Source organism: Paenibacillus sp. MY03 (assembly GCF_002165585.1).
GTDB classification, from domain to species: domain Bacteria; phylum Bacillota; class Bacilli; order Paenibacillales; family Paenibacillaceae; genus Pristimantibacillus; species Pristimantibacillus agaridevorans.
Map to the genome: position 1 here is coordinate 1 of NZ_MXQD01000006.1, position 12,133 is coordinate 12,133.

12 protein-coding genes are annotated in these 12,133 nt (G+C 52.0%); 6 read left to right on the plus strand and 6 right to left on the minus strand.

Annotated features, from left to right (window positions below):
• Window positions 1-101: 101 nt before the first annotated feature.
• The 6 genes from B1748_RS05825 (at window position 102) to B1748_RS05850 (ending at window position 6,161) form a co-directional block, all read left to right on the plus strand.
• Window positions 102-608, plus strand: a complete 507-nt coding sequence (locus B1748_RS05825; RefSeq protein ID WP_087566950.1) for a hypothetical protein — start codon at window positions 102-104, stop codon at window positions 606-608.
• Window positions 609-758: 150 nt separating this feature from the next.
• Complete coding sequence (locus B1748_RS05830; protein ID WP_087566951.1) at window positions 759-1,955, plus strand: pyridoxal phosphate-dependent aminotransferase; 1,197 nt, start codon at window positions 759-761, stop codon at window positions 1,953-1,955.
• A 546-nt stretch (window positions 1,956-2,501) separates the two neighbouring features.
• A complete protein-coding gene (proB, locus tag B1748_RS05835; protein ID WP_087566952.1) occupies window positions 2,502-3,608 on the plus strand; it encodes a glutamate 5-kinase in 1,107 nt (368 codons plus the stop codon).
• A gap of 26 nt (window positions 3,609-3,634) precedes the next feature.
• Window positions 3,635-4,885, plus strand: a complete 1,251-nt coding sequence (locus tag B1748_RS05840; RefSeq protein ID WP_256975547.1) for a glutamate-5-semialdehyde dehydrogenase — start codon at window positions 3,635-3,637, stop codon at window positions 4,883-4,885.
• Window positions 4,886-4,938: 53 nt separating this feature from the next.
• Entirely contained in the window at window positions 4,939-5,808 is an 870-nt protein-coding gene (gene proC, locus B1748_RS05845; protein ID WP_087566953.1) for a pyrroline-5-carboxylate reductase, read from the plus strand.
• A gap of 125 nt (window positions 5,809-5,933) precedes the next feature.
• Window positions 5,934-6,161 carry a hypothetical protein gene (locus B1748_RS05850; protein ID WP_087566954.1) on the plus strand — a complete coding sequence of 76 codons (228 nt, stop codon included), beginning with the start codon at window positions 5,934-5,936 and terminating at the stop codon, window positions 6,159-6,161.
• A 246-nt stretch (window positions 6,162-6,407) separates the two neighbouring features.
• Here B1748_RS05850 and B1748_RS05855 read toward each other — a convergent pair whose 3' ends face one another.
• The 6 genes from B1748_RS05855 to B1748_RS05880 form a co-directional block, all read right to left on the minus strand.
• Window positions 6,408-7,106, minus strand: coding sequence for a DnaD domain protein (locus B1748_RS05855; protein ID WP_087566955.1), 699 nt, complete (start codon window positions 7,104-7,106; stop codon window positions 6,408-6,410).
• Window positions 7,107-7,180: 74 nt separating this feature from the next.
• Window positions 7,181-8,380: an acetate kinase gene (locus B1748_RS05860; RefSeq protein ID WP_087566956.1), complete on the minus strand. Its 1,200-nt coding sequence runs from the start codon at window positions 8,378-8,380 to the stop codon at window positions 7,181-7,183.
• A complete protein-coding gene (locus tag B1748_RS05865) occupies window positions 8,377-9,249 on the minus strand; it encodes a 3-hydroxyacyl-CoA dehydrogenase family protein (RefSeq protein WP_087567289.1) in 873 nt (290 codons plus the stop codon). The genes B1748_RS05860 and B1748_RS05865 overlap by 4 nt, the downstream gene beginning before the upstream one ends.
• A gap of 107 nt (window positions 9,250-9,356) precedes the next feature.
• Complete coding sequence (locus B1748_RS05870; protein WP_087566957.1) at window positions 9,357-10,850, minus strand: AAA family ATPase; 1,494 nt, start codon at window positions 10,848-10,850, stop codon at window positions 9,357-9,359.
• A complete protein-coding gene (locus tag B1748_RS05875) occupies window positions 10,850-11,386 on the minus strand; it encodes a hypothetical protein (protein WP_087566958.1) in 537 nt (178 codons plus the stop codon). The genes B1748_RS05870 and B1748_RS05875 overlap by 1 nt, the downstream gene beginning before the upstream one ends.
• Before the next feature lie 225 nt (window positions 11,387-11,611).
• Window positions 11,612-12,106, minus strand: coding sequence for a hypothetical protein (locus B1748_RS05880; RefSeq protein WP_143810255.1), 495 nt, complete (start codon window positions 12,104-12,106; stop codon window positions 11,612-11,614).
• Between the last annotated feature and the right edge of the window lie 27 nt (window positions 12,107-12,133).

Genomic DNA, 12,133 nt, shown 5'->3' on the forward strand with positions numbered 1-12,133 from the left:
ATTCGGCTGAATTCAATATTCGACGTCGAGTAAGCTTCCAGGATCACATCGTAATGAGAAGCGGACTTTTTGAACAACCTCATAAAGGAGATTAGGAAAAGATGACAATTTTGTTTAATCGAATCACGGTGATCATGGCTGCCTTGCTTATTTTGGCGGCACTTGCAAGTCCTTCCGCTTTGGCGGCGCCCCAGTCTGTCCAGCCTGAACCGCGGAAAGCGGCCGCCCCTGACGAAGCAGGCGAAACGGGACTGAAGCCCGTGCAGGCATTCGATGTTGCTCAAGGCAAAGTCGTACGATCCGTTCCAAACGACAAGTCCTTTCAGAAGATGTCCAAAAAATGGTTGAAGTCCGTTACTGGCCTAGCGCCTCAGATGACGGCGGACAACAGCTGCACCTTCGTCTACCGTATTCCTTTGGCAAAGCCCGCCGTTGTAAAGGCGGACGCCATATCCATAACCACAAACGATGTATTTTTGTTTTATTGCGGAAACAATCCGCCGCTCCTGCTGGTGTTCGACGGCGAACGCAAGCCTTACCTCCTACTGTTCAAAGAAGACATAAAACCGTTCATCCGCAAGGTTGGAATCCCTGTTCTTGCGGATTGAGCACCACGTCTGAAATCGACGTCACCCTTCCGAATTTTCGGCGGGATGGCGTCTTCTAATCTCCTCTTATTCATGCTACATTATTGCTAATGTTCAAGCGTTTAACGCGCTAGGACCGCAGCATGCCATGTGGAGAGTGAGTTGAGAGAGATGAAGAACAGTCCGAACGGAATGAAGATTGAACCCGCAGATCGGATGTCGGCGCTGCCGACGCAATTTTTCGCCAAGTTGGTGGGCAAGGCAAATGCCCAGATCGCGGAGGGCAGAGACGTAATCAACCTGGGACAAGGCAATCCGGACCAGCCGACGCCTCCCCATATTGTAAAAAAATTGCAGGATTCCGCAAGCAATCCTCTCTATCATAAGTACCCTCCATTCAGCGGTTACTCCTTCCTTAAAGAAGCCGTCGCCGAACGTTACATGGAAGATTACGGCGTCGAGCTGGATCCTGCGACGGAGGTTGCCATTTTATTCGGCGGCAAAACGGGTTTGGTGGAAATCAGCCAATGTCTGCTGAATCCAGGCGACGTCTGCCTTGTACCCGATCCCGGTTATCCCGATTATTGGTCCGGCGTTGCGTTGGCCGGAGCCGAGATGGCATTTATGCCTCTTACGAAGGAAAACGGCTTCTTGCCCGATTTCTCCGCGATAAGCGACGAGACTGCCGCCAAAGCAAAGCTGATGTTCATGAATTATCCCAATAATCCGACGGGTGCAACTGCAAACGAAGCTTTTTATGCGGAGGCCGTCCAATTCGCCAAACGCAACGGAATTGTTGCGGCTAGCGACTTCGCCTACGGAGCCATCGGCTTTGATGGACGGAATCAGGTCAGCTTTCTGCAGGCGCCAGGCGCAAAGGAAATCGGCATCGAGTTTTATACCTTATCCAAGTCGTATAACATGGCTGGCTGGCGGGTCGGATTCGCGCTTGGCAATGCCGACATCATTTCCCTTATCAATCTGATCCAGGATCATTATTATTGCAGTCTGTTCGGCGGCATTCAAGAAGCCGCCGCATTGGCGCTGACGGGTCCACAGCAATGTGTGGCGGATTTGTCCGCAACCTATGAGCGCCGTCGTGATGTGTTATTCGAATCGCTGGATGCCATCGGCTGGAAAGCCGATAAGCCCGGCGGCTCCTTCTTCTGCTGGCTGCCGGTGCCGGAAGGATACACATCCGAGCAATTCGCCGATAAACTGTTGTACGAGGCGGATGTTGTCGTTGCCCCTGGCGTTGGCTTCGGCAGTCACGGCGAAGGTTATGTTCGACTCGGCCTGCTAACATCGGAGGAGCGGCTCCGGGAAGCCGTTGCTCGCATAGGGAAACTGGGACTGTTTGGGGCATGAAAGGCTTCAAACGCTGCGATTGCCTTGCTTTACAGGTTCCGTCTATCATGCTATTCTTAATCTAATTGAACATGCAACGTGATGACGGGACCAGTACGCAGGCCAGGCCGCGACCAGAGAGTAAATTCCTTAGGCTGTAAGAATTTACCGAGGGCTACTTGCAGAACCTACCTCCGAACGGCCGGCGACAAACCGGACAGCGCCTTCTGTTACGAGGCACCAAAGATGGATGGCTGCGCTTGCCTAGCAAGCCGCCGTCAATGAAGGTGGTACCGCGGAAGCTTGTGACTTTCGTCCTTTTTACAGGACGGAAGTCTTTTTGCGTACAATGGTTGTTCAAAAAGTCCGCTTTTGATCACGAAGCTTACTCGACATCGAATATTGAATGCAAGCGAAACTTCCGGTGCTCACGTAGCTCCACTACGCTCCGCTCCTCAGTTTCTACTTTCATTCAATCTTCTCGGTGCTGAAAACCGAACTTTTTGAACTCGCATTTAAATGTAACCACGAGATATCTATGGAGATAACGAACAGGAAGTGACCTAAATGCCGGATAGAATTGTAGTAAAAATCGGAAGCAGCTCCCTTACCTCCGAGGAAGGCGGGCTTAATAAGGAAAGAATCGGCTACTTCGCGCGGGAGCTAGCCTTTCAACACGCCGAGGGTCATGCGGTTATGCTGGTTACCTCCGGCGCTGTAGCCGCAGGATTCCGCCGAATCGGCTACGTTTCTCGACCAAAGCTCGTTCACGAAAAGCAAGCGGCCGCGGCTGTCGGTCAAGCGCTGCTCATGCAGGCCTATCAGGAGGAGCTCAGCAAGTACGGCATTGTAGCTGCGCAAATTCTGCTGACAAGAGCGGATTTTTCCAATCGCAGACGGATCCAGAACGCGCTGATGACGATCGAAGAGCTGTTGAAGCAGCGGATCATTCCTATCATTAACGAAAACGACACGGTTGCCACTGATGAGCTTGTCCTTAAGTTCGGCGATAACGATAATCTGTCCGCCCTGGTTGCGGCGTTGACGAAGGCTTCCAAGCTCGTCATTATTACCGATATGGATGGTTTGTACACCGAAGATCCACGCATTAATCCGGAGGCGGTCAAAATTGGACGCGTGGAGCAAATCTCCGATGATATTTTAAAGCTTGCAGGCGGCGCCGGTTCTTCCGTTGGTACCGGAGGCATGCGCTCCAAGATTGAAGCGGCGCGCGTGGCGATGCGCGGCGGTGTGGGAGCCTTCATCGGCAAAGTGACGAACGAGGGCGATCTCGCTGCGGCCGTAAACGGCGTCGGAAGCGGTACGTATTTTGATACGAAGCTGCACAGCCTGTCCATGAAGAAGCAGTGGCTTGGCTTCCATTCGCTGCCACAGGGACGGATCGCCGTCGATGACGGTGCCGCCCATGCGCTTTTGGCTGGCGGCAAGAGCCTGCTGCCGGCTGGCGTTGTGAACAGTACAGGCGACTTCCATCCCGGCGACGTCGTCGAAGTTGTGGATCGTCATGGCGGAACGCTGGGCCGCGGCGTCGTGAATTATGCCGCATGGCAATTGCAAGCGGCTGCCGGACTCGGCAGCGAGGAAGTAGCGCGAAGAGTCGAGGTAACAAGGATTGAAGTCATCCATCGCGATGAATGGATATCGTTGAAATAAGAGGATGGCAAAGGAGGATGACAGGAATGATAAGTGAAGTTAGAAAAAAAGCAACGCTTGCACAAGAGGCTGCGGTTGCCGCGGGCAGACTGTCTACCGCTCAGAAAAACGATGCTCTGCTCGCCATTGCAAATGCGCTCCTGACGCGTCAGGAGGAAATTCTGGAGGCAAATGCCGTAGATCTGAAGAACGGACGGGAGAACGGCACATCTACCTCCCTGCTGGATCGGCTGGCGTTAAATTCGGAACGGATCGCAGGCATCGCCGAAGGACTTCGTCAAATCGTGGAGCTTCCAGACCCTGTCGGAGAAGAGCTGCAATCGATTCAACGTCCAAACGGACTTGATATTATGCAGATTCGCGTGCCGCTTGGCGTCATCGGAATGATCTACGAAGCACGTCCTAACGTAACCGTAGATGCCGCGGGACTATGCCTCAAAACCGGCAATTGCGTCGTCTTGCGCGGCGGTTCCGCCGCGCTGGAATCGAATCGCAAAATTGTCGAGATCATGCGGGACGCCCTAAGCGGAACTGCCTTGCCGCAAGATGCCGTTCAACTGATCGAGGATTCCGACCGTGCATCAGTTAATGAAATGCTAAAGCTGAACGGATTGCTGGATGTTGTTATCCCAAGGGGCGGAGCATCCCTGATTCGCAACGTAGTCGAGAATGCGACAGTTCCCGTCATCGAGACCGGCGCCGGGATTTGTCATGTGTTTGTCGATGCTTCCGCCAATCTCGGCATGGCAGCGGAGATTGCCTTTAACGGCAAGGTGCAGCGCCCTTCCGTCTGCAATTCCATCGAGACGTTGCTTGTCGATGTCTCTTACTCCAGCGAGCAGCTTCAGGCATTGATAGCTCGTATGGCCGAAGCAAACGTCGAGTTCCGCGGCTGCGAGCGTACGTTAGCTCTCCTTCCTGGCACAAGGGCTGCGACGGAGGAGGATTACGCTACGGAATACAACGACTATATTTTGAATGTTCGGATCGTTGATGGCTTGGATGAAGCACTGAGACATATCCGCCGCTATGGCACAAAACATTCGGAGTGCATCGTAACGGAGAACGCTGACAACGCCGAACGATTCCTACACGAGGTTGATGCTGCCGCCGTCTACCATAACGCCTCCACCCGCTTTACGGACGGCTTCGAATTCGGCTTCGGCGCGGAGATCGGCATCAGCACACAGAAGCTGCATGCCCGCGGCCCCATGGGCCTTCCCGCTCTCACGTCGACGAAATTCAGAATTATCGGCAACGGACAAGTGCGAGGTTAACTTTTCCGCATTGCCGCTGATCGTAAAACTACGGATACAGGAGGAAGGATACGATGACTTTAGTCACTCATACAGGCATCGCTGCCTTGAATATATGCTTCTACGGCGCCGGCTCCATGGCCGAAGCCATCGCGCGCGGACTCATCGGTCAGGAATTGATTGCTGCCGATCGAATCTCCATGTTAAATCGCAGCAATGCGGAACGTCTGACAGAGCTCAGCAGCAAATATGGCGTTCGGACCGTACTGCAAGGCGAAAACAACGAACATTTTTTACGTAACGCCGATATTATTTTCCTGGCGATGAAGCCGAAGGATGCTGCCGAAGCGATCGCCTCCATTCGACCTCTCATTTCCTCCGGACAGCTCATTGTGTCCGTCATTGCGGGGCTGTCCATCGGGTCGATCGAGATTCTGTTAGGAGCCAAGCTGCCCATCGTTCGTTCGATGCCGAATACGTCCAGCACGATCGGACTTGGCGCGACGGGCATCAGTTATTCGGAAGCCGTCACCTCCGAGCAGCGCGCCATCGCGGAAGCGATCTTTCAATCCATCGGCATTAATGCCGTCGTGGACGAACCGCTCCAGGAATCCGTGACGGGCATCTCGGGCAGCGGCCCCGCGTATGTCTACTTCTTTATGGAGGCGATGATGAAAGCGGCGACTGAGCTGGGCCTTGATGATAACGTAGCCCGCGATTTAGTCGTTCAGACCGTGCTGGGCGCAGCAGAGATGGTCCGTACGACGGGCGAGGATCCCGCCGAGCTGAGACGCAAGGTCACCTCTCCAAACGGTACGACGCAAGCGGCCATCGAGCTGATGACGGAACGCGGACTTCAAGACAGCATTATTGCCGGCGCCAAACGTTCGGCAGAACGGGCTGGAGAGATCGGAGCTGCTATCGAGAGGAATATTTCAGAATGAGTGCCGCTCATTCTTTGCAACTTCGGCACGCAGCAATTGAATGTAGACCGCATTTGATATTTACCTAATACGCCCAGTATAATAGGATATAAACTTAAATACTTCAACGGACAAGGAGCTTTCCTATGAGTCAAGTAAAACAAATCAAACCTGAACAACCGATTGTTACAGACAAAGAATTCGAGCTAGCCATAAAGGAAAAAACATTGGTCAATATCTTTCAGAATGACATGCAGATTCGTCCCATCGCTACGATTTCCGGTTATAGCCCGGATACGATTCGCATGAGTGACGGCAGTGTCATTCATCGTAACGCCAATTCATTTTTTGCAGCTGCTAACAAAGCTCGCTAATATTTGCTGCAGATCAAAATCACAAATCGATTTTTCAACCCTTTGTTCACAAGTCTTGGAGTTGCATATATTCCTGAACAGCAAAAAAAATCGGTCGAACAGACCGATTTTTTTTGTGTCGTAAATGCTAAAATCAATTGCTTTTGCAGCGATTGATCCCTTATCTCTATCCCTTATAGCTATCTCTTATAGCTATCTCTTATAGCTATCTCTTATATCTTCCTCTTATATCTATCGCTTAAAGTTTCAGCTCCGCCCGCCGTAAAACTTCTCCGAATGCGCGCGCGCTTCGTCTACATTCGTTACCCGATTGCGGGCCCATTCCAGCAAAATCCGGTCAATGTACTTCAGACTTAGCTTGCCCGCGAACACCGCTTCCTTGAGCGCGAATAATATAATCTCTTCGGTATAACGGTCTTCGTCCAGCCAAGCGCCGATCGACTCGCATTCGTAAGGGGACAGCAAACGTCCAAATTCTTGCTCGAATACCGAAAACAAATCGGATGCCGGCTTTCTCTTGCTTGTAATTGGAATCGCCTGATTCCGCTCGGATGGCGAAGACCTCTTCGCGGATCGGCGATCTTCCGCGGCGCGTTCTGCGGCTCTCATCATCCAGCCGCTCCAATTGTAGCGTTCCGCCTGCATCCCCGTACTGCTGTCAACGTAATCGTCTATGGACAGATAGCCGTCCTTTACGAGGCGGCTGATTCGTTCGCCGACCACGCGGGGCGAACTCCCCAGCCGTTCCGCAAGCTGCTCCATCGTAGGAAATTCCGTTCCCTCTGCCGCCGAGTATGACATAAGCTGCAGCATGATCATCACATCCGTATCGCTTAGCCCCAGACTGCTTGCTGTACGTAGAAGCACATGCGGCACGAAAGTGCCTCCCTCCGACATGGCGGCCGACCATCCATGGGCATATGCTTTCCATAGTTCATCGCTCATTGCGGACTTCCCCCTTTCTTCCTCTATACAAAAAGGACCGAGCCGCCCCTTAAGGATCAATCGTTAAGTTGCCTCTATACATTAGTCAGCTTGTATGTATCACGGGCAATCAACAATTCTTCGTTCGTCGGAACCACAAGCACCTTGACGCGGGAATCCGGCTTCGAAATTTCGCGAACCGTCTTCTTCCGTTCGGTGTTGAGCGCATCATCCAGTTCTAATCCGAGGAACGTTATGCCTTCGCATACCGCTCGGCGAACCGATGCCGAGTTCTCTCCTATACCGGCTGTAAACAGCAGCACATCGATCCCGTTCATTGCGGCAGCATAAGCTCCGATATACTTGCGCAGACGGTAGACGAACATATCGAAGGCCAGCTTCGCATTTGCATCTCCTGCGTTCATGGCTTCGTCGATCTCGCGCATGTCGCTGCTTAGGCCGGATATCGCCTGCATGCCGCTGTGCTTGTTCAGCATGGAATTGACCTCGCTCAGCGTGAGCTCTTCTTTGTTGATGACGAACGGCACGATGGCGGGATCGATATCGCCGCTTCGCGTTCCCATCATTAGTCCTTCCAGCGGAGTCATGCCCATGCTCGTATCCAGCGTCTTCCCGCCTACGATAGCGGCACAGCTTGCTCCGTTGCCTATATGGCAGCTTACCATCTTGAGCGACTCGATCGGCTTGCCCAAGAAACGTGCGGCCTCACCGCTCACATAGGCATGAGACGTGCCGTGGAAGCCGTATCGACGAATTTTGTGACGGCGGTACAACACCTTTGGAATCGGGTACAGGTACGAAGTCTCCGGCATAGTCTGATGGAACGCCGTGTCAAACACGACAACCTGCGGAACATTAGGCATATTCGTCTCTACGGCGTTAATCCCCATCATATGAGCAGGATTGTGTAACGGAGCGAGATCGAAAAGGCGCTTAATCTCCGCCTTGACTTCTTGCGTTACGATTACGGAATGTTTAAACGCTTCGCCGCCATGTACGACTCGATGACCAACCGCGTCAATCTCCGACATAGAGGTTATGACGCCGAAATCAGGATGAACCAGAATGTCTATAACGCGCTTTACCGCAGTTACGTGATCCAGAATTTCTCTAACGTCGCGAACCTCGGGCTTGTTTGCGGATTCATGGGTTACAATAGAGGAATCCATCCCGATTCTCTCCACTCGTCCGCTTGCGAGCACGGACTCGTCCATCATATTGTAGAGCTGGTATTTCAACGAGGAGCTGCCAGCATTAATGACTAATACTTTCATGAAATTCGGTCTCCATCCTTATCGTATTGGAAAAATCCGACGCCAGATTTCACGCCGAGATGTCCGCCGCGTACCATCTTTTTGAGCACGATTGACGGACGATACTTAAGCTCGCCGTATTCCCGGAACATTCGCTCCAGAGCGGCAAGCACGGAATCCAAACCGAAGCGGTCCGCCATCTCGAATGGACCATGCGAAAAAGAATACCCGATCCGCATCGCGTTGTCGATATCCTCCGCCGAAGCGACGCCTTCCTCGAGAACGTGCAGAGCTTCGTTGATAAAGAGGCAAATGAGACGAGTCGTCACGAATCCCGGAGATTCGAATACCATGACACTTTTTTTCATGATGATCTCGTCCACAAAGTGTTTGGTCCGCGCAAACGTCTCCTCCGACGTCTTAAGACCTCGCACGATCTCGACAAGATCAACCTTAAGTACGGGATATATAAAATGAATTCCGATCACACGATCTGGCGAAGCCGTTACGCTTGCCAACTCGGTCAAACTGAGCGTGGATGTGTTGCTGGCCAATATCGTGCTTTCGCTGCATATTGCATCCAGCTTGCGGAATACTTCCTTCTTCGCTTCAAGCTCCTCCGTTATCGTCTCGATAACCAACTCGCATGATGCCAGTTCTTCGTAATAAGAGACGGAGTTAATTCGTGACAGAATAAGTTTCTTCTCCGAGTTGGTAAGCGCCCACTTTTCGATCTGTTTGTCCAGACTAATCTCGATCATTTGAAGCCCGTACCTCAGACGTTCCTCCGATTGCTCCAAGATGAAGACATCAAGACCCTTGGAAGCCAACATCTCAGCTATGCCTTGTCCCATCGTTCCGATCCCTATAACGCCAACTTTCTTTATCATGCGATGCATTTGCTCCTTCTAGGTTGATAGTTCCTCTTTATTATAACGTTTTTTGGGCAAAAGAGAAGGCGAACCATAGGTTCGCCTTGAATTTGTAATAAATACGGTTAAGCAACGGCGGAATTGTGAAGTAAGTCTCTAAACCGTTCTCCATCCACATTTTCCTCATCCAGAAGCGTCTGCAAAGCCTGCCCAAACACCTCTTGACGCGAATTCAGCAGCTCCTTCGTTCGACCCATGAGATCATCCAAAATCCCATTCGTCACGGCCGACCACTTGTCCGGCGTCATCATGGATGCATCGATTATGCCCGCATCCGTCAAGCCTGATTCCACCAGCGTCTTTACAATGCCAACCGCCTGGTCGAAGTCGCCCCTCGAGCCCGTGCTGCGTTCGCCATAAAAAATCTCCTCGGCGGCAGCTCCGCCAAGCGCAATCATGATTTGTTCGTGCAGAAACTTCGTCGTATACAAATACTGATCCTGCAAGGGCTGATGACGCACATAACCCAGAGCGCCGCCGCGAGGCGACAAAGCTACCTGAGATACGCTCCCGGGACGAACAAGCTCCGCCATTATGGCGTGTCCCAGTTCATGCAGCGCAACCCGCTTTCGCTCCTCCAGGGATGTTTCCTTGTCGCTTTTCTCTCCCAGCATCACCTTGTCGATTGCCATATGAAGATGACCGGAGGTGATGGAATCCGCATTGTCGCGCAAGGCATAGATGGCCGCCTCATTCATGACAGATTCCAGCTGTGCCCCGGAGAAGCTAAAGGTCTGCTCTGCAATGCCTGTCAAATCGACACTCTCATCAATCGGTTTATTGGACGCATGAATGCGAAGAATTTGAAGTCTGCCCTTTTTATCGGGCAGATCGACGCCGATATGCCTGTCGAAGCGCCCAGGGCGAACCAGCGCGCTGTCCAGCATCTCCTTGCGGTTCGTAGCGGCGATGATGAGAATGCGCGGCGATTCGTTGCCATGAATGCCATCCATCTCTGTCAGCAGCTGATTCAGCGTCTGATCGTATTCACGGTGTTGTCCGCCGTCCCGCTTCCCGCCAATAACCTCAATTTCGTCGATAAAGATAACAGCGCTGGATTTGCCTGCTTTTTTGGCTTTGGCTCGTGCTTCTTTAAACAAATCGCGAATGCGCCCCGCTCCGACGCCGACATACATCTCAACGAATTCGCTGCCCGATGCCGCCATGTAGACGGAATCCGTATATTGCGCAGCCGCTTTCGCAAGCAAGGTTTTGCCTGTACCCGGAGGTCCTGCCAGCAGTATGCCCTTAAGCGGACGAATACCCAGCTTCTCGATCTGATCCCGTTTGACCAAAAAGTCAAGCGCCTCTATCAGCTCCTGCTTTGCGCGGTTTTGTCCGCCAATCTGTTCGAAGGTAAATGAAGTCGACTTCACTTCCTTCCGTCCTTCGCCGCCAGATAATGCAGCGAGCTTGCCTTTGCCTCGCGCCATAAACAAGAGTACGCCGGCAATTGCAGCCATCAAGACGAATGGAAGCACGTTATAGCCTTGCATCTGCAAGAATACAAGGCCGACGATGACGACTCCGATCCCGATCTCCATTCCGTATTTGCGCATTACCACACCTCCATCGTATTAGGCGTTCGCGGCAACACCACGTATTTGGCCGTACCTTCTTGCTCTGATCGGATCGTAATATATACATTGTTCTCATCCATCTCCGTCACCGTTGTTACGCCATCCACGCCAGCGACGGCTTTCTCCATAGCTGCAGGAATCGTGGAATAGGCCTTCGTCTCCATCGCTTCCGCGATTTCGAACATCGCGCCGTACCAGAGCTGTTCAAGCTGTTCATTTGGATCGTTCTCCACTTGTACCATTACCTTCTTGCCCCCGGCGAAGCCAGCCGTTTGTTTCACCGCGTTGCCGTAAGTTTCCCGAAGGCTGGCATCTGCAGACAATTTCAGCTTCACCTTTAATTCTTTTTGTCCAATCTCAGGCTTTGATGCTTCCGCTACTCCGTTCATCTCTTCCAGTTTATCGGCAAGAGGCGCGGCGACGACCATCTGCTTGTACAAGGCGAAACCTCCGAACAACAGTACGGCAGTGACAACAACGGTAATCGCTAGCGGCAATACGCGCGGTTTTCTCATCTCCTAACCCCTCCAATTTATAGTATTTATATATATTAATTATCTATCAACTCGTCTATACGATAGTATATCACATTTTACAGCTAATTTCGGGGTGTAAAAACAGGAAACGGGACCATGGAAGGTCCCGCCTAATTGTATGATATGGCATAAAGTTGAAGTTCAAAAAATTCGGTTTTCAGTACCGAGAAGATTGAAGGCAAGCGGATTTTTTGAACAACCTCTTTAAGAGGAAGGCAGCCGATAGGAATCGATCAGCTTACCATCTTTGTCGAAGGTATAAAAATCATAGAAGTATTGAACGCCTCCATCGGAAGCTGCGGAATAATAGATCTCCCATGCCGGAGCTCCCCGGAATAATCCGGCTTGTACCCGAACGATATTCGTCCCAGGTTTGCTTGAACGGAACTGAGCTTTGAGCTCATCCTCGCCGAGCACGTCGGAAGCGTCGACGGTAAGCGTCGTTTCGTCGCTGCGCAGGAACACGTAATGATAATCATCCTGTTCCCCTGCGCCGAAGCCGACCCATACGGTCTCGTCCCAGATATGTTTGTTCAGCCGTTCTACATTCGATATTTCACCCGTTGCGACGATTCGCTGCTTCGCTTCGGCTTCTGCCGACCAGTGCGGCAGCTGTATATCGCGGTAATAAAGCCCTAACCAGATCAAGAAAGTCAACAGGGCGGCGCTAACCATCCAGATCCACTTGGCCGGTGTCATAAACGGACGTCGTTTTCTTTCCGTAGC

What these genes read in the sequence shown, in the direction of transcription:
- B1748_RS05870 (WP_087566957.1), bottom strand. Translation starts at nt 10,850, where the DNA reads ATGCGCAAATACGGAATGGAGATCGGGATCGGAGTCGTCATCGTCGGC.
- B1748_RS05880 (WP_143810255.1), bottom strand. Translation starts at nt 12,106, where the DNA reads ATGACACCGGCCAAGTGGATCTGGATGGTTAGCGCCGCCCTGTTGACT.
- B1748_RS05855 (WP_087566955.1), bottom strand. Translation starts at nt 7,106, where the DNA reads ATGAGCGATGAACTATGGAAAGCATATGCCCATGGATGGTCGGCCGCC.
- B1748_RS05850 (WP_087566954.1), top strand. Translation starts at nt 5,934, where the DNA reads ATGAGTCAAGTAAAACAAATCAAACCTGAACAACCGATTGTTACAGAC.
- B1748_RS05865 (WP_087567289.1), bottom strand. Translation starts at nt 9,249, where the DNA reads ATGATAAAGAAAGTTGGCGTTATAGGGATCGGAACGATGGGACAAGGC.
- B1748_RS05825 (WP_087566950.1), top strand. Translation starts at nt 102, where the DNA reads ATGACAATTTTGTTTAATCGAATCACGGTGATCATGGCTGCCTTGCTT.
- B1748_RS05875 (WP_087566958.1), bottom strand. Translation starts at nt 11,386, where the DNA reads ATGAGAAAACCGCGCGTATTGCCGCTAGCGATTACCGTTGTTGTCACT.
- proB (WP_087566952.1), top strand. Translation starts at nt 2,502, where the DNA reads ATGCCGGATAGAATTGTAGTAAAAATCGGAAGCAGCTCCCTTACCTCC.
- B1748_RS05830 (WP_087566951.1), top strand. Translation starts at nt 759, where the DNA reads ATGAAGAACAGTCCGAACGGAATGAAGATTGAACCCGCAGATCGGATG.
- proC (WP_087566953.1), top strand. Translation starts at nt 4,939, where the DNA reads ATGACTTTAGTCACTCATACAGGCATCGCTGCCTTGAATATATGCTTC.
- B1748_RS05860 (WP_087566956.1), bottom strand. Translation starts at nt 8,380, where the DNA reads ATGAAAGTATTAGTCATTAATGCTGGCAGCTCCTCGTTGAAATACCAG.
- B1748_RS05840 (WP_256975547.1), top strand. Translation starts at nt 3,635, where the DNA reads ATGATAAGTGAAGTTAGAAAAAAAGCAACGCTTGCACAAGAGGCTGCG.